Genomic DNA, 19,423 nt, shown 5'->3' with positions numbered 1-19,423 from the left:
CTACGGGAGGATGGCGCCGATCTGCTCAGCCGCTACCGGGCCGTACGCGGACCCGATCCGCGACACCGCGACCGCCTTGTCCAGCGTCCACTCCTGCGGGCCGACGGTCTCGAGCACCAGCACCGCGATGTAGGACCCCAGCTGGGCGGCGCGCTCCAGCTCGAGGCCCTTCTCCAGGCCCGCGAGCAGCCCGGCACGGAACGCGTCGCCGACGCCGGTCGGGTCGGCCTTGACGGTCTCGGGCACCGCGCTGACGTGGATCGACGTGCCGGACGAGTCGACCATCTCGACGCCCTTCTCGCCAAGCGTCGTGATCCGCATGCCGACCCGCGACATGACGTCCTGCTCCGACCAGCCGGTCTTCTGGCGCAGGAGCTCCCACTCGTAGTCGTTGGAGAACAGGTACTTCGCGCCGGTCACGAACGCGCGGATCTGGTCGCCGGACATGCGGGCGAGCTGCTGTGACGGGTCGGCGGCGAACGAGTAGCCGCGCTGACGGCACTCCTCGGCGTGCCGCAGCATCGCGTCCGGGTCGTCCGGGCTGATCAGCACCAGGTCAAGGCCACCGACGCGCTCCGCGACCGGCAGCAGCTCGATCAGACGGGCCTCGGCCATCGCGCCGGCGTAGAACGACGCGATCTGGCACATGTCGTCGTCGGTGGTGCAGACGAACCGCGCGGTGTGGGCGGTCTCGGACACCCGCACGCCGGAGCAGTCGACGCCGTGCCGCTCGAGCCAGGACCGGTAGTCACCGAAGTCCTCGCCGACGGAACCGACCAGGACGGGCGAGCTGCCGAGCACGGCCATGCCGAACGCGATGTTCGCGCCGATCCCGCCGCGCCGGACGACCAGGTCGTCGACGAGGAAGCTCAGGGAGATCCGGTGCAGCTGCTCCGCGACGAGCTGCTCGGCAAACCTCCCCGGGAAGTGCATGAGGTGGTCGGTCGCAATGCTTCCGGAGACGGCTACGGGCACGAGGGCTTCCCCTGTCTGGTGGTCGTCAGGTGGAGTGAACGGAAGTCACCAACGATAGTGGGCCATCACGCTGGAAACCCACTAGGGACTCCGCTGGACACTACCGGTTGGTAAGGGTCGTGGACCGGGGTCCTTGGGCCTAGGTTCGAGCCGTGACCACAACCGAAGCAGAGTCGTTCGCCGAGCTCATCGCGGACTGCGCCGACATCCCGCGGCCGCTCCGGGACGGCGGGCCTGTCCTCCCCGGCCAGCGGGAACCCGCGCCGTGGGAAGTGAACGAGACGACCTTCGCCCAGGTCAACGGGCTGGAAGAATACGTGTGAACGACGAACGGGCCGCGACGTGTCACGTCGCGGCCCGTTGTCGTCGAACTCAGCGGCTCAGTGGAACGAGTCGCCGCAGGCGCAGGAACCACCGGCGTTGGGGTTGTCGATGGTGAAGCCCTGCTTCTCGATGGTGTCGACGAAGTCGATCGTCGCGCCCTGGACGTACGGGGCGCTCATCCGGTCCACGGCCACCTTCAGGCCGTTGAAGTCCCGGAACAGGTCCCCGTCGAGCGTGCGCTCGTCGAAGAAGAGCTGGTAGCGCAGGCCGGCGCAGCCACCAGGCTGGACGGCGATACGCAGGTGCATGTCGTCACGACCCTCCTGGTCCAGCAGGGCCTTGGCCTTGCTGGCGGCCGCGTCCGACAGGAGCACGCCGTGCGTCTCCGTCTCGGTGGTGTTCTCCTGGGCGGTCGTCATGGTTCTCCCTCGACCTGTGGACTCCTTCTACCCGGGGTCAATCGCGGCGCAACCGTGGTTTATTCCCCGTCCTCTTCCTCCATGGTGACACATGTCGGTCGCGGCCCGCTGTTACAACCGCCACTGCCCGGACACGTGCTTCGCCAGCTGCGTGAGTGTGCCTGCCGGGTCGGCGAGCGACGCCTCGGCCGAGCCGACGTGCTCCGCGACCGAGTAGGCCTGCTCCACCCCGGCGGACGCGGCCCGGCGGCGCCCGACGCTGACCTGCCCGGCGAGCACCACGCACGGCACGCCGCGCTCGGCCGCCGCGCCGGAGACCCTCGTCACCAGTTTGCCGCGCAGCGACTGGAAGTCGAAGCTGCCCTCGCCGGTGACCACGAGCTGTGCCTGGTCGAGTGCCGCGTCGAGGCCCGTGAGCCGCCGGACCACCCCGGCGCCGGACTCGACGGTGGCGCCCAGTGCGATGAGCGCGGCGCCGAGTCCACCAGCGGCGCCCGCACCGGGGACGTCGCGGACGTCGCGGCCCGCGACCTCGGCGAGCAGGTCCGCCCACCGGGTCAGCGACCGCTCCAACCTGCGCACGGCCAGGTCGTCGGCGCCTTTCTGCGGACCGAACACCCGTGCGGCGCCGTCCTTGCCGAGCAGCGGGTTCTCCACGTCGGAGGCGGCGACGAGCCGCACGCCGCCCAGGTCGACCGCGCCGACGAGGCGGGCGGCGTCGATCAGCGGGCCACCGCCGGGGGGCAGCGGCTCGCCGTCCTCGCCGACCGCGATCGCGCCGAGCTCGCGGAACATGCCCGCGCCGCCGTCGGTGCTGCCGGACCCGCCGAGCCCGACGACGATCGTGTGCACACCGGAGTCGAGCGCGTGCCGGATCAGCTCGCCGACACCGACCGTGTTCGCGGCGAGCGCGTCCCGCTCCTCCCTGGGGACCAGCGTCAGGCCGCAGGCCTGCGCGCACTCGATGTAGGCGGTGCCGTCGTGCTCGAGCCAGACGGCGTCGGTGGAGGACCCGAGCGGACCGGCCACCGAGTGGTGCCGGAGGTGGCCGCCGAGCGCGGCGTGCAGCACGTCGACGAAGCCGGGGCCGCCGTCGGCCAGTGGACAGAGAGTGAGCTCGTCGTCCGGCGCACCACCGCGCCACCCGGCGGCGATGGCCTCGGCGGCCTCCGGCGCGGTCAACGTCCCACCGAAGCAGTCAGGAGCGATCAGGACCCGCATGGTCAAAGAGTAGTTGCACCTCCTTTACCCTTTGGCGTGTGAGGTTCCTTCGCCGCAAAGATGCAGACATCACCGACGCCGACAACGGCGGCGGTGACATCGTCGAGACAGCGGAGGAGGAGGCCGCCAGGAACAAGGCCCACACGCCGGGGAAGGGCCGTCCCACCCCGAAGCGCCGCGAGGCCGAGCAGCGCAGGCGCGGCCCGGTCGCCCCACCGCCGCGCACGACCCGCGAGGCGATGAAGCGGGCGCGCGGCAACAAGGAGGAGCGCAAGGAGCTCGCGGCCAAGCGCCGGGAGATCCGCGCCAACCAGCGCGAACGCATGATGGCAGGCGACGAGAAGTACCTGATGCCGCGCGACCGCGGGCCGGTCAAGGCGTTCCTGCGGGACGCGGTCGACTCGCGCCGCAACCTGCTCGGCATGTTCATGCCGCTCGCGATCCTGATCTTCATCGCGCTGCTGGTGCCGGATCCGCGCGTGCAGAGCTTCACGACGCTGCTGTGCCTGCTGATGCTGGTCGCGATGATCATCGAGGGCGTCCTGATGGGCAGCCGCCTCACCAAGCAGGTCCGGCAGAAGTTCCCGAAGGAGACGACGCGCGGGCTGTCGATCGGCTGGTACGCGTTCATCCGCGCCTCCCAGATCCGCAAACTACGGGTCCCGAAGCCACGAGTACGCCCCGGCGAAAAAATCACCTGACCCACCCCAAACCCACCACCCCGCAAGTCCCCCACCCAAACCCGCAAGTCCCCCACCCAAACCCGCGAGTCCCCCGTCCAGAACCCGCGAGTCCCCCGTTCCGGACTCGCGAGTCCCCCGTTCAGGACCGCTGAGTTTGCCGTTCGGAACCAGCGGTGTCGGACGCGAAGCGTGGACTCGCCGGTCGCGAACGGGGAACTCGCGGGTCCCGAACCGGGGACTCGCGGGTCCCGAACCGGGGACTCGCGGGTCCCGAACCGGGGACTCGCGGGTTCTGAACCGGGGACTCGCGGGGGTTGGTGGGGTTTGGGGGCGGGGGCTGGAGTTGGTTCAGCGATAGGTTGGGGGTATGGAGTTTCGTCGTCTTGGCCGTAGTGGCCTCAGTGTCAGTGAGATCTCGTACGGGAACTGGATCACGCACGGGTCCCAGGTCGAGGAGGAGCAGGCGCTCGCCTGTGTGAAGGCCGCGCTCGACGCGGGGATCACCACCTTCGACACCGCTGACGTGTACGCCAACACGCGTGCCGAGTCCGTGCTCGGGCGGGCGCTGGCCGGGCAGCGGCGGGAGAGCCTGGAGATCTTCACGAAGGTCTACTGGCCGACCGGGCCGGGCGGTCCCAACGACAAGGGACTCGGCCGCAAGCACATCCTCGAGTCCGCGGACGCGTCGCTCAAGCGCCTCCAGACCGCCTACGTCGACCTCTACCAGGCCCACCGGTTCGACAAAACCGTCCCGCTGGAGGAGACGATGCTCGCGTTCGCCGACCTCGTGCGGGCGGGCAAGGTGCTCTACGTCGGGGTGTCCGAGTGGAACGCCGAGCAGATCGCGGCCGGCGCGGAGCTGGCGCGTGAACTGAAGGTGCCGTTCATCTCCAACCAGCCGCAGTACTCGATGCTGTGGCGGGTCATCGAGGCCGAGGTCGTCCCGGCGAGTGAGAAGGCCGGGCTGAGCCAGATCGTCTGGTCGCCGATCGCGCAGGGCGTGCTCACCGGCAAGTACCAGCCGGGTCAGCCACCACCGGCCGGCTCGCGCGCGACCGACGAGAAGAGCGGCGCGAACTTCATCTCCCGGTTCCTGCAGAACGACGAGCTGCTGGCGAAGGTCCAGGACCTCAAACCGATCGCCGACGAGGTCGGCCTGTCGATGGCGCAGCTCGCGATCGCGTGGGTGCTGCAGAACCAGAACGTCGCCTCGGCGATCATCGGCGCCACCCGGCCCGAGCAGGTGCGGGAGAACGTCAAGGCGGCCGGGGTGAAGCTCGACGCCGACGTGCTGAAGAAGATCGACGAGGTGCTCGACGGCGTCGTCGAGCGGGACCCCTCGCGGACCGGCTGACCTCAGTCCGCCGGGTGCAGGCTCATCGGCCCGTACACGACCTCGTCGCCGTCCAGGAGGGTCACCTGGTCGACGCCGGCGTCGACCAGGTCCTGCCAGTTCGCCGACAGCCACTCCTCGGCGGCGGTCCGGTCGTCGAAGGTCGGTGAGCCCTCATGGCTCCAGCGGTGGGTCACGGCCGCACAAGATAGCGTGCGGCCGTGACCACCCTGGTGCTCGGCGGCGCCCGGTCCGGCAAGTCCGCGCACGCCGAGGGACTCCTGCCCGCCGACGAGGCAACCTACGTGGCCACGGCCCGCGTCGACCCTGCCGACGCCGAGTGGCAGGCCCGCATCGCCGCACACGTCGCCCGCCGCCCGCCCGGCTGGCGCACCGTCGAGCCACCGGACCTGCCGGCCTTCCTCACCACCGCACGCGGCCCGGTGCTGGTCGACGACGTCGCGACGTGGCTGACCGGTGTGATGGACGACCACGACGCGTGGGACGGCGACCTCGACCAGGTGCGCCACGAGTGCGGCAGGCTAGTCGCGGCGGTCGCGCAGTGCCCGGCGGAGCTGGTGCTGGTGTCGGCGGAGGTCGGCCTCGGCGTGGTGCCCGGGACGCGTTCTGGCAGGCTCTTCCGCGACCAGCTCGGCACGCTGAACGCGAGCCTTGCTGAGGTGTGCGCATCGGTACTGCTGCTCGTGGCGGGTCTCCCGCTGCGCCTGCGCTGACTGGAGGAATGCTCGATGGAGTTCGACGTCGTCAGCCCACCCGACGAGTCCGTGCGGCAGGCGGCGCAGGAGCGGCACTCCCAGCTCACGAAGCCGCTCGGCGCACTGGGGCGGCTGGAGGAGCTGGGCACGTGGCTCGCGGCGTGCCAGGGCCAGTGCCCGCCGCGACCGCTGCGGCGACCCAGGGTGGTGGTGTTCGCCGGTGACCACGGCGTGGCCGCCAAGGGCGTGTCCGCCTACCCGAGCGAGGTCACCGCGCAGATGGTGGCGAACTTCCAGGCGGGCGGCGCCGCGATCAACGTGCTGGCCGGGGTCGCGGGCGCGACCGTGCGGGTGGTGGACATGTCGGTCGCGGTCGACACGACGGCCGGGGACCGCAAGGTGCGCCGCTCCTCCGGCGCCATCGACACCGAGGACGCGCTGACGCAGGACGAGGTCGAGGCCGCGCTGGCGGCGGGCAGGTCGATCGCCGACGAGGAGGTCGACTCGGGCGCGGACCTGCTGGTCGCGGGCGACATGGGCATCGGGAACACCACCCCGGCCGCGGTGCTGGTGGCGGCGCTGACGGGGACGGAGCCGGTCGCGGTGGTCGGCAGGGGCACCGGCATCGACGACAACACGTGGATGCGCAAGACCGCCGCGATCCGCGACGCCCTGCGCCGCGCGAAGCCGGTCACCGCCGACCCAGTGGCGTTGCTGCGCACGGTCGCGGGCGCGGACATCACCGCGATGGCCGCGTTCCTGGCACAGGCCGCGGTGCGGCGGACCCCGGTCGTGCTGGACGGGATCGTGGCGGGGGCGGCCGCGTTGCTGGCGGAGGAGCTGGCGCCGGGTGCGCGTGCGTGGTGGGTGGCCGGGCACCGGTCGACGGAGCCCGCGCACACGCTGGTACTGGAGCAGCTGGACATGACGCCGCTGCTGGAGATGGAGATGCGCCTCGGTGAGGGCTCCGGCGCCACGGCCGCGATCCCGCTGCTCACGATGGCCGTCCAGGTGCTGACGGACATGGCGACGTTCGCGGACGCGGGTGTGAGCGGCCCAGGCACCGGAGACGCGGAGCCCGGGGCACCGCGAGACGCCGAGAGCGGAGCGGAGGCCGCCGAACGCAGGGCGGAGGAGGCCGAGCGCAGGGCGGAGGCCGCGGAACGCAGGGCACGGGAAGCCGAGCGCAGGGCGGAGGCCGCCGAGGGCAGCGCACCCGCCGACGACCCGACCGGCTCCAGGGCCGGAGCCGCCGGCAGCGACGGACTGCCCACCGAACCCGGGGGCGCGGAGCCCGGAGCCACTCCGCCGCCCGGTAGCTGATGCTCGGCGGGCTTGCGCTGGCGTTCTCCTGGTTGACGGTGCTGCCGGTGCACGTCCGGCACGTCGACCGGGAGGTGGCTCGCCGGGCCATCACCTGCGCGCCGGTCGTCGGGCTCGTGGTCGGTGGTGTGGCGGCCGGGTTGCTCGTGCTGCTCGACAGGGGGCTGCTCGGCGGCGTGCTCGTGGTCGCCTTCCTCGCGCTCGCCACCCGGGGCATGCACCTCGACGGGCTCGCCGACACCGCTGACGGGCTCGGCTCCTACCAGGGCCCCGAGAAGGCGCTCGCCATCATGCGGGACGGGCCGGTCGGGCCGTTCGGGGTCGTCGCCATCGTGCTCGTGCTCGGGGCACAGGCCGCCGCGATCCGCGACTGGGAAGCACTCGTGCTCGCGGTCGTCACCGGGCGGGTGGCGTTCACGATCTGCTGCCACCGGGCCGTGCCCTCGGCCAGGCCAGAAGGGCTGGGGGCGCTCGTCGCGGGGACACAGCCCACCGTCGTGCCCGTCGCGTGGGTCGTCGCCCTCGCCGCGGTCGCGCTGGTCCAGGGATGGCGCGGCCCGGTGGCGATCGTCGTCGCCACCGGGCTCGTCGTGCTGCTCGTCCACCACGCCGGGAAGCGGTTCGGCGGCGTCACCGGGGACGTGCTCGGTGCCGCCTGCGAACTCGCCACGACCGTCGTGCTGGTCGTCCTGCGCTGACCTGGTCGCTCAGGAGAGCCTGGTCATCCAGCCGTGCGTGTCCGGCGCGGTGCCGCGCTGGATCGCGGTCAGCGCGTCACGCATGCGCATGGAGACCGTGCCCGGGTTGCCGCCGTTGATGGTGAAGGACCCCTCGGCGTGCTTCACCGAGCCGACCGGTGTGATCACCGCGGCCGTGCCGCACGCGAAGACCTCGGACAGCTCGCCGGACTCGACCTTCTTCTCCCACTCCTCGGTGGAGACGCGCCGCTCCTCGACCTGGTAGCCCAGCTCGGCGGCCAGGGTCAGCAGCGAGTCGCGGGTGATACCCGCCAGCAGCGAGCCGGACAGCTCCGGCGTGACCACGCGGGCGTCCGCCCCGGAGCCGAGGACGAAGAACAGGTTCATCCCGCCCATCTCCTCGACCCACCGGCGTTCGACCGCGTCCAGCCACACCACCTGGTCACAGCCCTGCTCGGCGGCCTGCGCCTGCGCGACCAGCGACGCGGCGTAGTTGCCTGCGAACTTGGCGGCGCCCGTGCCACCCGGCGCGGCACGCACGTACTCGGTCGAGAGCCAGACGCTCACCGGCCTGACCCCGCTCGCGAAGTACGAGCCGGCAGGCGACGCGATGAGCACGTACAGGTACTCGGCAGCTGGCCGCACGCCAAGCCCCACCTCGGTGGAGATCATGAACGGCCGCAGGTAGAGGGACTCCTCGTCCTGCTCCGGCACCCAGTGCCCGTCGACCGCGACCAGCTCGCGCAGCGAGCCGAGGAACAACTCGTCGGGCAGCTCGGGCATGGCGAGGCGGCGGGAGGAGCGGCGGAACCGGTCCGCGTTGGCCTCCGGGCGGAACGACTGGATGGACCCGTCGGCGTGCCGGTACGCCTTGAGGCCCTCGAAGATCGCCTGGCCGTAGTGCAGCACCATGGCCGCCGGGTCCAGTTCGATCGGGCGGTACGGTTCGACCGTCGCCCCGTGCCAGCCCTCGGTGCGGTTCCAGCGCGCGGTCACCATGTGGTCGGTGAAGTACGCCCCGAAACCCGGGTTGGCCAATACCTCCGCGATCCGCTCCGGGGTCGCCGGCGCCGGATGGGGAGTCCTGGTGAATGACTGCTGTGCCATGGAAAGCACCGTAACTCTCGACGGGCCGCTCAGAGAATCGGCGGACGGACTATTTGACGTCCTACTATGCCCGACGCCGCCGCCCCGCCAGTACGCGGATCACAGCTTCACCCAGTAGCAGTACAGCCGCCCCGACCAGGGCATGTCTGGGGTGCAGCACCATCGCGCCGAGGGCGGCGACCGCCGCCGCGAGACCCGCCGCGACCACCGGTGACCGGCTGCCGGGCACGAGGTCACGGAGGTCGGTCAGGCACCCGCGGAGCGCGAACACGCACGCGACGGTGACGCCGACGGCGAGCAGCCCGTCGATGGACGTGGCGTCCGCGGCCGTGAGCACGTCCCGCAGCGGCGCGGGTGACAGCGCGAGCCGCTCCCCGCCGAGCTGGCGCAGCGCCCCGATCGCGACCGCGACGCTCACCAGGAGCACGACCCCGATCACGGCGGGTCGCGCCCGCCGGTCGGCCCGCCCGCCGACGAAGCACAGGAAGAGCAGCACAGCCGAGGGCAGCAGGCCGAGCGGCTCGTCGGTGCCCGCGATGTCCGGGACCGGGGGGACCGGGGGTGTGACGGGCGTGATCGTGAAGCAGGCCACGGCCACGACGAGCAGCACGCCGACCACGACAACAGCGGCGATCCGGTCGACCACGGGCGGTAGCGGGGGCGCGAGCAGGACGACCGCGGTCACCGCGACCAGCAGTACGACCGCGCCGACCTCGGGTTGCTCTGGCACCACGTACACGCCGAACGTGGCCGCGACCGCCGCGGCGGCGGCAATCCTTCCCAGTATTCCCAGTGAAAGCGCAGCCCGGCCGGGCGTTCGGTCCGATGTGGACAGTACGAAGAGGACCGCGAGGGCCGCGGCAAGCACCAGCCCGGCCACCAGCCACCACCCGGCGAACGCGGAAGCCGGTGCCAGGCCTAGGAAAAGCCCGGCACCGAACGCGGGCGCCACCCCGCGCGCGAGCCCGTCCACCGTGAGTACCCGATCGGTCACCTGCCCACCGTGTCAGACCCCCTGCCACCACCTGACGGTGGGCAGGTGTGAAACAAGTCGTTAGCATGCGTCAGCACCCGACCGACAGGAGCCTTCGTTGACCGCGCCCAAGCTGTCGCTGACCACCACCACGGCAGACGAGGCCACCGCAGACGCGGTGGTCATCGGCACCGTGCAGGACGACAGCACCAATGGAACGGGCGTCGCCCTGGCGCCGGGGAGCGAGCGGGTCGACTCCGCGTTCGGCGGCACCCTCGCCGAGATCCTGCGCACCGTCGGCGCCACCGGCGGGCAGGACGAGGTCGTGAAGATCCCGAGCATGGGCAAGATCCCGGCCGGGCTCGTGGTCGCCGTCGGACTCGGCAAGTCCACTGCCGACGGACCGAGCGCGGAGCAGGTGCGCCGCGCGTCCGGTGCCGCCGCCCGCGCGCTCGCCGGCACCAGGCGCGTGGTCACCACCCTGTCCAGTGTGGACCTGCACGCGGCGGTCGAGGGCACCGTGCTCGGCGCCTACCGGTTCACCGAGTACCGCTCGGAGAAGGGCGACGCGCCCGTGGAGCGGGTGGACGTCGTGCCGCCCGCCGAGGGCACCGCGAAGGACCACCGCGCCACGCTCAAGGCCGCGACCGCGATCGGTGAGGCCGTGTGCACTGCCCGCGACTTCGTGAACACCCCGCCCAACGACCTGTTCCCCGCGTCGTTCGCCGACCGGGCCGCCGCGCTCGCGAAGGCGGCCGGGGTGGATGTCGAGATCCTCGACGAGAAGGCGCTGCGCAAGGGCGGTTTCGGCGGCGTGCTCGGCGTCGGCATGGGTTCCACGCGCCCGCCGCGCGTGGTGCGGCTGTCCTACAAGGGCCCGAAGGCACGCAAGAAGGTGGCGCTGGTCGGCAAGGGCATCACGTTCGACACCGGCGGCATCTCGATCAAGCCTGCCTCGAACATGGAGGAGATGACCTCCGACATGTCGGGCGCGGCCGCGGTCGTCGCGACCGTGCTGCTCGCCGCCAGGCTCAAGTACCCGCTCGAGGTCGTCGCGACCGTGCCGATGGCGGAGAACATGCCCTCGGGTGCCGCGTACCGGCCGGGTGACGTGCTCACGATGTACGGCGGCAAGACCGTCGAGGTGCTCAACACCGACGCCGAGGGCAGGCTGATCCTCGCCGACGCGATCGTGCGGGCGTGCGAGGACGGCCCGGACTACCTGGTGGAGGCGGCCACGCTGACCGGCGCGCAGATCGTCTCGCTCGGCCGCCGCACCCCCGGCATCATGGGCTCGGACGAGTTCCGGGACCGGGTGGCCGCCATCGCGCGGGCCACCGGTGAGGGCGGCTGGGCGATGCCGCTGCCCGAGGAGCTGCGCGGCGACCTGGACTCCCGGCTCGCCGACATCGCGAACGTCACCGGGCACCGGTGGGGCGGCATGCTCGCCGCGGGCCTGTTCCTGCGCGAGTTCATCGCCGAGAACGTGCCGTGGGTGCACATCGACGTGGCGGGCCCGGCCTACAACGTCGGCGGCCCGTGGGGCTACACGGCCAAGGGCGGCACAGGTGTGCCGGTGCGCACGCTGGCCGCCGTACTGGCGGACATCGCCGAGAACGGCTAGAGATCGGGCGTGTCCCGCGGCTCGTTGCGGAAGACGGCACAACCAGTGCCCTGAAAGGCGCGTTTGGGGCGCTGAGCGCCCTAAACGCGCCTTTCAGGGCATTGCTGCGCCGTCAGCGCGCGTTGACGGCACCGAAGCCAGGGGCGGGGCCACACTTCACGGAATCACATCTAGGGGCGCCAGGTCGGCCAGCGGGTCAGGTCGGGCCCGCGGCCGCGGAACGTGACCGCGGTGACCGGCGTGTCCGCGGCCACCTCGAACAGGTGGCAGCCGTAGGCCGGGATCTCCGGCACCAGCGTGCCCGGCAGCGGCGGGCAGTCCCGCAGTACGTCGACCCGGCCGGAGAGGAACGCGCCGCGGTCGTCGCGCAGCAGGACGGTGACGGTGCGCTGCCCGGTCGCGGTGATCGCCGTGCGGACGACCACGAACCGGTGCCCCGGCGCGGGGACCTGCCCGGTGAGGTAGCCGGACGGGGCGAGGACGAGGTCGACCCGCGCCAGCAGCCCGTCGACGGACACGGGTGGTCCGCCGAGCTCACCGACGACGCGGGTCCGTGCGGCCCGGTCCCTCGTGGCCGGCACGTCCACCGGGAAGCGGAGCGGCGCCTGGGCCTCCGGTGACCGCGCCCCGAACACCACCGCGGCGACCGGCGTGGCCGCGGGCACGGACACGACACCGCAGATGTCGGCGTCGGCGCCGGCCGGGATCCGGGTCGCGGGCGGGACGCCGTCGACGCACGCGACCTGGCCGTACCCGTAGGGCTGCCGCAGCCACTGCCCCCGGTCGTCGACGACCGCGACGTCCTCCATGGGGTCGCGGGGGTAGTCGGGACCGGCGGTGTTCGCCACGTGGAGGCGCAGTACCAGCCAGCGGAAGCCGTCCGGGGCCGCGAGGTAGGGCTGCGGCGCGGCCAGGGTGGACTCGACCCCGGTGACCGTGACCGCGAACGTGTTGCCCGACGGGTGGCGGTACTCGACGGTCTCGCCGAGCGCACCCGGGGTGAACGGCGCGACCTCCGCGTTGACCACCTCGTCCCCGCTGACGGCCGACGGCATGGCCGCCTCGGGCAGCGGTGGCGGCACGGCGGCGGCGACCGGGTTGCCATCGACCGGGCGTGCACCGCCGAACACGACGGCGACGCCCGCGACGAGCAGCAGCAGGACCACGAGCGCGAGTGGTCCCCGGCGGGAGCGCACGGTCTGCTCCACCACCGCGGCGGGAGCGGGTTCCGGTTCCGGCGTGAGCGCGGCGGGTGGGGCCAGCGGGTCCTCGATCGGCACCGGCCGGGTCAGCAGCCGCGCGCCCCGGACCACGGCCGTCTCCGGTTCCGGGTCCGTGGTCACCGGCAGCCCGGTCACCTGGCCGACGCGGCCGGCGAGCAGCGGCATCCGGCTCGACCCGCCGACCAGCAGCACCCGCCCGGCCGCGACCGGCCCGCCGACCTCGGCGGCCAGCGCCGCCAGCCGGTCCACGGCCGCCGACACCAGCCGCTCGAACTCCGCCCGGTCCAGCCGCACGGCCCGGTGGTCCGGCAGGACGATCTCCGTCGAGTCGTGCCGGGACAGCTGTTCCTTGCCCGCCTTCGCCGACTCCAGCAGCGCGCCGTGCTCGACGACCGACCGCAGCGAGGGCCGCACCCGCTCGACGACCAGCCGGTCGACGTCGTTGCCGCCGAAGGGCAGCGCCGCGCAGGCCAGCACCTCCTGCCCGCGCACGGCCGCGACGTCCCAGGTGCCGCCGCCCGCGTCCACGACGAGGACGGTCTCCCCCTCGGCGATCCCGTACCCGGCGGCGACCGCGACCGGCTCCGGCATCGCCCGCGCCATCGGGCCTGCCGCCGACATGAGCACGGCCACCCGCTCCGGCGGCCACCCGGCGGGGTGGGTCACCACCACGTCGCCGACCACGCCGCCCTGGTCCCGCGCCGCCGACAGCACCCGCGCGAACACCGCCCGCACCTGCGCCGGGTCGAGGCGTTCCTTGAGGTCCCGCGCGGCCTGTCCACGGGCCAGCGCCGCCGCGTCCGCGCCGACGACGCCCTCGTGCACCACAGACGGCAGCCACGGCACGCCGTCCACCGTCACGAGCCGCCCGTCGAGCATGGCCACCGTGTTGACGGCCCCGAAGTCGATCACGAGTGTCATCGCAGCCGCCAGACGAACGAACGCGCGTCATCACCCGACCAGGTCACGGAACCGAGCGGCATGCGGGCGGGCACCACGAACACCGCGCACACGGTGACCCGCCCCTTCGCCGTCCCCGCCGCGCAGCCCTCCCCCGGCGACACGAACCGCACCGGCACCGGCTGCGACCGGTCGTCCCGCAGCACGAGCCGTGCCGCGAGGGCCATCACGGGCACCGCCCGTGGCGCGTCGGCCACCGCGCGCACCACCACGGCCCGCGACCCCGGCCGGTCCACGATCCCGGGCCCGGCGTAGGCGCCCGGCGACGTCACGACGTCGATGACCGCCGCGCGCACCGGCACCCCGCCGACCAGCAGCGGACGCACCACACCGGGCGGCAGCGGCCGCGCCTGCGTGCTCCCCGCGGCGGGTTCCGCGCCGCGCACCGGCACGACCACGCCCACCTGTGCGCCATCGGACACCTTGCTGATCACCACCGCGCGCACGGGGGTCCGCGCCGAGACCGAGAACGCGAGGCACTGCCGCGCGTCCTGGCCCTCGGCCAGCGCCCTCGGCGTCTCGGTGGGGCACGACGAGGGCATCGGCACACCACGCTCCGGCCGGATCAGCAGGCCACGGTCGTCGAGGAGGTAGGTGTCGCCGAGGTAGTAGGGCGCGGACACGGCGGCCCGCGCGCGGATCGACGCGTCGACGATCACCCACCGCACGCCGGAGGGCGTCAGAGCCACCAGTTCGTCGGCGGCCGGGTCGCGGAAGCCGCGCACGGTCCAGTCCACGTCGGTGACCCCGTCGAACATCCGCACCGGCACCCCGACCCGGCCGGTGACCAGGCCGTCGGTGGCCGTGCCGACCCTGACGAGCGGCGCCCCCGCCGCGGGTGCGGGCAGCGTGAACCGCTCGTTCGTCGCGAGCCCGCCGCCCGCCACCGCATCGGCGGGACGCAGCAGCGAGTACCCGATCGCGGCGACCGCCAGCAGGACCACGAGCACGAGGCCGACCAGCCTCGACGACCGGGGCGCGACCGGCGCGGATGCCGACGCGACGGCCGGTGGCGCGCTGTGCGACACGGCGACCGCGCACGCACCCAGTGCCACCACCGACTCCGGCTGGTCGTCCAGCCGCACCGGCGCCGGCACGACCTCCGCCAGCAGCCGCCGCAGCAGCGGGATCCTGGTCGACCCGCCCGCCAGCTGCAGCGCGGTCAGCTCGTGCGCCTCGACACCGGCACGCAGGATCGCCAGCAGCGTGAACGCCGTGATGCGGTCGAGGTCGCGGTGCAGCACGCGGTCGAGGTCGGCTCTGGTCAGCACCGCAGGGGGCAGCCCGCCGGGCAGCCGCGGCTCGACGCGGTCGTGCCGGGACAGCAACTCCTTGGCACGCCGCACCTCCCGGCGGAACGCCACCGCCTCCCGCAGCCGCACGAGGTCGGACTCCGGCGGGTCCGCGAGCCGCTCCGCGAGGCCCGGCACGGTCGCGCGCAGGTGGTCGGCGAGCCGCTGGTCGAGGTCGTCGCCGCCGAGGTCGGGGATGGACGCGTGGCCGACCACGACGATCCCGGTCCGCTCGCGGCGCACCACGGCCACGTCGACGGTCCCGCCGCCGACGTCCAGCACGCCGAGCACGGCACCGAGCGGCAGCCGGTCGGCGCCGTCGACGCCGACCTCGCCACGCGTCGCGAACCACACCCCGGCTCCGACGGGTTCGGCGATCGTGCTGACGCCCGCCGCCAACCCGGTCGCGGCGGTGAGCAGCCCGCCGAGCCGTTCCGCGCTCCAGTCGGCGGGGTGGGTGAGCACGAGGTGGTCCACCGGCGCGCCCGCGACCGCGGCCGCCGCGCGCACGGCCTTCGCCAGCACGGCCCGCACCATCGTCGCGACCGGCACCACCGTGTCGCCGAGAAGGATCTCGCGTTCCGCGAGCCGCGCCTTCGGCCTGCTCGCCAGCCGCGACGGGTCCGCGACCCCCATCCGCAGCGCGTCCGCACCGACGACGAGCGCGTCGTCACGGCTCAGGAACACCGCCGAGGACAGCCACGGCTCACCGTCCACGGAGACCACGCGGGGCGCGGAGCCCGGCACGTGCACCACGGTGACTGTGTGCGAACTGCCGAAGTCGACAACAGCAGTGACGCTCACGCGGGGACCTCACCAACACTGACGGGAACTGCGCGTCAGCCTGTCAGAAGTCCCCGTTCTTGGGGAGCCCGCAAAAGGAGGCGGTCAGCCGTTGCGGCGCTTCTGGCGCTCCTGGTACTCCCGCATCCGCTTCGGGTAGCCGACTCGCTCCACCTCGTACAGCGGCATCGACCGCTTGCGCGCGAACTCGCGTGCGGCGTCGAAGTCGGCGATCCTGCGCCGGGTCCACTCACCGTCGTGCGCGATGAGCAACACAGTGGTTTCGGTCACATGGGTACGGGGTTCCACGTACGCCTCGACACCTGTTCGCGACGACGCCCACTCGTCCAGGTGCGAGGTGTCCGCCTTACTGGCACTCCGAACCTGCCCAGCACTCTTCTTCCGGCGGAACAACCCCACGACGGCTACCTCCGTTACGAGAACTTCGTCCCCTTCATTGTGCCTGTCCGGCCACCTCGCAAGCCTGCCGCACCTAGTGACAAGATGATGTGTGGTTGCCCAGAAGGCTGACCTGCGCACCCCGAGGAGAACCCGTGACTGATACTTCCGCTGACCTCGTGATCCTGGGTGGCGGGTCGGGCGGCTATGCCTGTGCGTTCCGCGCGGCGGAACTGGGCATGTCCGTGATCCTGGTCGAGAAGGACAAGCTGGGCGGCACGTGCCTGCACCGGGGCTGCATCCCCACCAAGGCGCTGCTGCACGCCGCCGAGGTCGCGGACCTCGCGCGCGAAGGCGACCAGTTCGGGGTGAAGTCCTCGCTGGAGGGCATCGACATCGCGGGCGTCAACTCCTACAAGGACGGGATCGTCAACGGCCTGTACAAGGGCCTGCAGGGTCTCGCCAAGGCGAACAAGGTCCGGATCGTCGAGGGCTCCGGCACCTTCGTCGCGCCGAACGCGGTCGACGTCGACGGGCAGCGCCACACCGCCACCAACGTCGTGCTGGCCACCGGGTCGTACGCGAAGACGCTCCCCGGGCTGGAGATCGGCGGCCGGATCCTCACCAGCGACCAGGCGCTGAACCTGGACTACGTGCCCCGTAGCGTGGTCGTGCTCGGCGGCGGCGTGATCGGCGTCGAGTTCGCGAGCGTGTGGGCGTCCTTCGGCGCGGACGTGACGATCGTGGAGGCGCTGCCCCGGCTCGTGCCGCTCGAGGACGAGTGGGCGTCCAAGCAACTGGAACGGGCGTTCCGCAAGCGCGGCATCAAGTACAAGACGGGTGTGAAGTTCACCGGTGCGGAGCAGACGGACACCACCGTGACCGTGTCGCTCGAGTCCGGCGAGACCATCGACGCGGAGACGCTGCTGGTCGCCGTCGGCCGCGGCCCCAACAGCGCGGGCCACGGGTACGAGGAGGCGGGCGTGACGATGGAGCGCGGCTTCGTCATCACGAACGACCGCCTGCGCACCAACCTCGACAACGTCTACGCCGTCGGCGACCTGGTGCCGGGCCTGCAGCTCGCGCACCGCGGCTTCGCGCACGGCATCTTCGTGGCCGAGGAGATCGCGGGCCTCGCCCCGCGGCCCGTCGACGAGGCAGGCATCCCGAGGGTCACCTACTGCAAGCCCGAGGTCGCCTCCGTCGGCCTGACCGAGGCGCAGGCCAAGGAGAAGTTCGGCGGTGCGCAGACCTACACCTACGCGCTGAGCGGCAACGGCAAGTCCCAGATCCTGAAGACCGCCGGTGGCGTCAAGCTCGTGAAGGCACCCGACGGTCCGGTGGTCGGCATCACGATGGTCGGCGAGCGGGTCGGCGAGCTGGTCGGCGAGGCACAGTTGATCTACAACTGGGAGGCGTACCCCGAGGACGTCGCACCGCTCATCCACGCCCACCCCACCCAGACCGAGGCACTCGGCGAGGCGTTCCTCGCCCTGGCAGGCAAGCCACTGCACGTGCACTCCTGAGCGGAGCTCGCGGAGCGATCAGCAATTCAGGGCCAGCACATCTTCACGTTCAAGGAGTCAGCGAAACCATGGCGTTCTCCGTCCAGATGCCGGCGCTCGGCGAGAGTGTCACCGAGGGCACTGTCACCCGGTGGCTCAAGCAGGTGGGCGACACCGTAGCGGTCGACGAGCCGTTGCTCGAGGTGTCCACCGACAAGGTCGACACCGAGATCCCGTCCCCCGCGGCCGGTGTGCTGCAGAAGATCGTCGCCGACGAGGACGAGACCGTCGAGGTCGGCGCCGAACTGGCGGTCATCGGTGACTCGGCAGAGGACTCGGGGGACTCCGGCGACTCGGCCGCCGCTGCCGCCGAACCCGAACCCGAGCCGGAGCCGGAGCAGCAGGAGGAGGCGCCCGCGCAGGCGGAGGAGCCCGAGCAGCCCGCGCCGTCCGGGGACGAGGGCGGGTCCGCCGACGGCACGCCGGTGACCATGCCCGCGCTCGGTGAGAGCGTCACCGAGGGCACCGTCACCCGCTGGCTCAAGCAGGTGGGTGACACGGTCGAGGTCGACGAGCCACTGCTGGAGGTGTCCACCGACAAGGTCGACACCGAGATCCCGTCGCCGGTGGCGGGTACCGTGCTGGAGATCACCGCGGCCGAGGACGAGACCGTCGAGGTCGGCGGCCAGCTCGCGGTCGTGGGGTCCGGCAGCGCGGCGGCCAAGCAGGAGGCGCCCAAGGCGGAAGCCAAGCCGAAGCCCGAGCCGGAAGCCAAGCCCGAGCCGAAGCCCGAGCCGAAGGCGGAGGCTCCCAAGCCTGAGCCGAAGCCGGAGCCCAAGGCAGCGCCGAAGCCCGAGCCGAAGCCCGAGCCGAAGGCGGAGGCCCCCAAGCCCGCGCAGACCCAGTCCACCAACGGTGCCCGGGGTGACGGCCCGTACGTCACGCCGCTGGTGCGCAAGCTCGCCGCCGAGCACGACGTCGACCTGTCCTCGGTCAAGGGCAGCGGCGTCGGCGGCCGCATCCGCAAGCAGGACGTGCTGGCCGCGGCCGAGGCCGCGAAGAAGCCGGCACCCGCGCAGGCACCGGCCGCGGCCAAGTCCGCCCCGGCGCCCGCGGCGTCGGCGGACCTGCGTGGCAAGACCGAGAAGATGAGCCGCCTTCGCCAGACGGTGTCGCGGCGCATGGTCGAGTCGCTGCAGACCGCCGCGCAGCTGACCCAGGTGGTCGAAGTCGACGTGACCAAGATCGCCAAGCTGCGGTCGCGGGCCAAGACGGCGTTCGAGCAGCGCGAGGGCGTGAAGCTCACGTTCCTGCCGTTCTTCGCGAAGGCCACCGTCGAGGCGCTCAAGCAGCACCCGAAGCTGAACGCGTCGATCAACGAAGAGGCCAAGGAGGTGACCTACCACGGCGCCGAGCACCTCGGCATCGCGGTGGACACCGAGCGCGGTCTGCTCACCCCGGCCATCCACAACGCGGGTGACCTCTCCGTCGCCGGTCTCGCACACAAGATCGCCGACCTCGCCGAACGCACCAGGGCGAACAAGGTCACGCCGGACGAGCTGTTCGGCGCCACGTTCAACCTGACCAACCTCGGCAGCCAGGGCGCGCTGTGGGACACGCCGATCATCCAGCTGCCGCAGGTCGCGATCCTGGGGGTCGGCCTGGTCGTGAAGCGGCCGGTCGTGGTCACCGACGAGGACGGCAACGACACCATCTCGATCCGCTCGATGATCTACCTCGCGCTGACCTACGACCACCGCCTGGTGGACGGCGCCGACGCGGGCCGGTTCCTGTCGACCATCAAGAACCGCCTGCAGGAAGGCAACTTCGAGGGCGAACTCGGCCTGTGAGCCGAGCTTGCTGAG

The 19,423-nt window shown here is 72.4% G+C and carries 17 protein-coding genes and 1 pseudogene; 9 read left to right on the top strand and 9 right to left on the bottom strand.

Features of this window, described 5'->3' with window-relative positions; all coding sequences use genetic code 11:
- Nucleotides 1-933 carry a carbohydrate kinase family protein gene (locus tag ACFPCV_RS33415; protein WP_378060904.1) on the bottom strand — a complete coding sequence of 311 codons (933 nt, stop codon included), beginning with the start codon at nucleotides 931-933 and terminating at the stop codon, nucleotides 1-3.
- A gap of 194 nt (nucleotides 934-1,127) precedes the next feature.
- Here ACFPCV_RS33415 and ACFPCV_RS33410 point away from each other — a divergent pair, with 194 nt between their 5' ends.
- Nucleotides 1,128-1,298, top strand: coding sequence for a hypothetical protein (locus ACFPCV_RS33410; protein ID WP_378060903.1), 171 nt, complete (start codon nucleotides 1,128-1,130; stop codon nucleotides 1,296-1,298).
- A gap of 57 nt (nucleotides 1,299-1,355) precedes the next feature.
- Here the strand turns inward: ACFPCV_RS33410 and ACFPCV_RS33405 are convergent, their stop codons facing one another.
- Both ACFPCV_RS33405 and ACFPCV_RS33400 read right to left on the bottom strand, forming a co-directional pair.
- Complete coding sequence (locus ACFPCV_RS33405) at nucleotides 1,356-1,718, bottom strand: HesB/IscA family protein (RefSeq protein ID WP_378060901.1); 363 nt, start codon at nucleotides 1,716-1,718, stop codon at nucleotides 1,356-1,358.
- Nucleotides 1,719-1,829: 111 nt separating this feature from the next.
- Nucleotides 1,830-2,939: a glycerate kinase family protein gene (locus ACFPCV_RS33400; RefSeq protein ID WP_378060900.1), complete on the bottom strand. Its 1,110-nt coding sequence runs from the start codon at nucleotides 2,937-2,939 to the stop codon at nucleotides 1,830-1,832.
- Between the two features lie 38 nt (nucleotides 2,940-2,977).
- Between ACFPCV_RS33400 and ACFPCV_RS33395 the strand changes: the two genes are divergently transcribed.
- Complete coding sequence (locus ACFPCV_RS33395) at nucleotides 2,978-3,640, top strand: DUF3043 domain-containing protein (protein ID WP_378060899.1); 663 nt, start codon at nucleotides 2,978-2,980, stop codon at nucleotides 3,638-3,640.
- 349 nt (nucleotides 3,641-3,989) lie between these two features.
- A complete protein-coding gene (locus tag ACFPCV_RS33390; protein ID WP_378060897.1) occupies nucleotides 3,990-4,976 on the top strand; it encodes an aldo/keto reductase family protein in 987 nt (328 codons plus the stop codon).
- A gap of 2 nt (nucleotides 4,977-4,978) precedes the next feature.
- On the opposite strand, the gene ACFPCV_RS33385 is transcribed toward ACFPCV_RS33390, so the two are convergent.
- Nucleotides 4,979-5,152: a hypothetical protein gene (locus tag ACFPCV_RS33385; RefSeq protein ID WP_378060895.1), complete on the bottom strand. Its 174-nt coding sequence runs from the start codon at nucleotides 5,150-5,152 to the stop codon at nucleotides 4,979-4,981.
- Between the two features lie 24 nt (nucleotides 5,153-5,176).
- On the opposite strand from ACFPCV_RS33385, the gene ACFPCV_RS33380 reads away from it, so the two are divergent.
- The 3 genes and pseudogenes from ACFPCV_RS33380 (at nucleotide 5,177) to cobS (ending at nucleotide 7,692) form a co-directional block, all read left to right on the top strand.
- Entirely contained in the window at nucleotides 5,177-5,689 is a 513-nt protein-coding gene (locus ACFPCV_RS33380; protein WP_378060893.1) for a bifunctional adenosylcobinamide kinase/adenosylcobinamide-phosphate guanylyltransferase, read from the top strand.
- A gap of 15 nt (nucleotides 5,690-5,704) precedes the next feature.
- Nucleotides 5,705-6,730 (top strand): annotated as a pseudogene (cobT, locus tag ACFPCV_RS33375) (nicotinate-nucleotide--dimethylbenzimidazole phosphoribosyltransferase); the annotation flags it as partial.
- 263 nt (nucleotides 6,731-6,993) lie between these two features.
- Nucleotides 6,994-7,692, top strand: a complete 699-nt coding sequence (cobS, locus tag ACFPCV_RS33370) for an adenosylcobinamide-GDP ribazoletransferase (protein WP_378060892.1) — start codon at nucleotides 6,994-6,996, stop codon at nucleotides 7,690-7,692.
- 9 nt (nucleotides 7,693-7,701) lie between these two features.
- Here the strand turns inward: cobS and ACFPCV_RS33365 are convergent, their stop codons facing one another.
- Nucleotides 7,702-8,799 carry a branched-chain amino acid aminotransferase gene (locus tag ACFPCV_RS33365; protein ID WP_378060890.1) on the bottom strand — a complete coding sequence of 366 codons (1,098 nt, stop codon included), beginning with the start codon at nucleotides 8,797-8,799 and terminating at the stop codon, nucleotides 7,702-7,704.
- A gap of 64 nt (nucleotides 8,800-8,863) precedes the next feature.
- Nucleotides 8,864-9,793, bottom strand: coding sequence for a hypothetical protein (locus ACFPCV_RS33360; RefSeq protein WP_378060889.1), 930 nt, complete (start codon nucleotides 9,791-9,793; stop codon nucleotides 8,864-8,866).
- 97 nt (nucleotides 9,794-9,890) lie between these two features.
- Between ACFPCV_RS33360 and ACFPCV_RS33355 the strand changes: the two genes are divergently transcribed.
- Nucleotides 9,891-11,396: a leucyl aminopeptidase gene (locus ACFPCV_RS33355; RefSeq protein WP_378060888.1), complete on the top strand. Its 1,506-nt coding sequence runs from the start codon at nucleotides 9,891-9,893 to the stop codon at nucleotides 11,394-11,396.
- A 170-nt stretch (nucleotides 11,397-11,566) separates the two neighbouring features.
- On the opposite strand, the gene ACFPCV_RS33350 is transcribed toward ACFPCV_RS33355, so the two are convergent.
- The 3 genes from ACFPCV_RS33350 to ACFPCV_RS33340 all read right to left on the bottom strand — a co-directional run bounded on the left by ACFPCV_RS33350 (nucleotide 11,567) and on the right by ACFPCV_RS33340 (nucleotide 16,074).
- Nucleotides 11,567-13,531: an Hsp70 family protein gene (locus ACFPCV_RS33350; protein ID WP_378060887.1), complete on the bottom strand. Its 1,965-nt coding sequence runs from the start codon at nucleotides 13,529-13,531 to the stop codon at nucleotides 11,567-11,569.
- Between the two features lie 5 nt (nucleotides 13,532-13,536).
- Complete coding sequence (locus ACFPCV_RS33345; protein ID WP_378060886.1) at nucleotides 13,537-15,675, bottom strand: Hsp70 family protein; 2,139 nt, start codon at nucleotides 15,673-15,675, stop codon at nucleotides 13,537-13,539.
- A gap of 84 nt (nucleotides 15,676-15,759) precedes the next feature.
- Entirely contained in the window at nucleotides 15,760-16,074 is a 315-nt protein-coding gene (locus ACFPCV_RS33340; RefSeq protein ID WP_378060885.1) for an oxidoreductase, read from the bottom strand.
- Nucleotides 16,075-16,208: 134 nt separating this feature from the next.
- On the opposite strand from ACFPCV_RS33340, the gene lpdA reads away from it, so the two are divergent.
- Together lpdA and sucB are read left to right on the top strand one after the other, a co-directional pair.
- Nucleotides 16,209-17,579 (top strand): dihydrolipoyl dehydrogenase, encoded by a 1,371-nt coding sequence (lpdA, locus tag ACFPCV_RS33335; RefSeq protein WP_378060884.1) that lies wholly within the window; start codon nucleotides 16,209-16,211, stop codon nucleotides 17,577-17,579.
- Between the two features lie 68 nt (nucleotides 17,580-17,647).
- Nucleotides 17,648-19,408: a 2-oxoglutarate dehydrogenase, E2 component, dihydrolipoamide succinyltransferase gene (sucB, locus tag ACFPCV_RS33330; protein WP_378060883.1), complete on the top strand. Its 1,761-nt coding sequence runs from the start codon at nucleotides 17,648-17,650 to the stop codon at nucleotides 19,406-19,408.
- Nucleotides 19,409-19,423 lie beyond the last annotated feature (15 nt).

Source organism: Actinophytocola glycyrrhizae (genome assembly GCF_042653545.1).
GTDB classification, from domain to species: domain Bacteria; phylum Actinomycetota; class Actinomycetes; order Mycobacteriales; family Pseudonocardiaceae; genus Actinophytocola; species Actinophytocola glycyrrhizae.
Note: the sequence above shows the minus strand (reverse complement) of the source record. Positions and strands in the feature narration are given on the sequence as shown.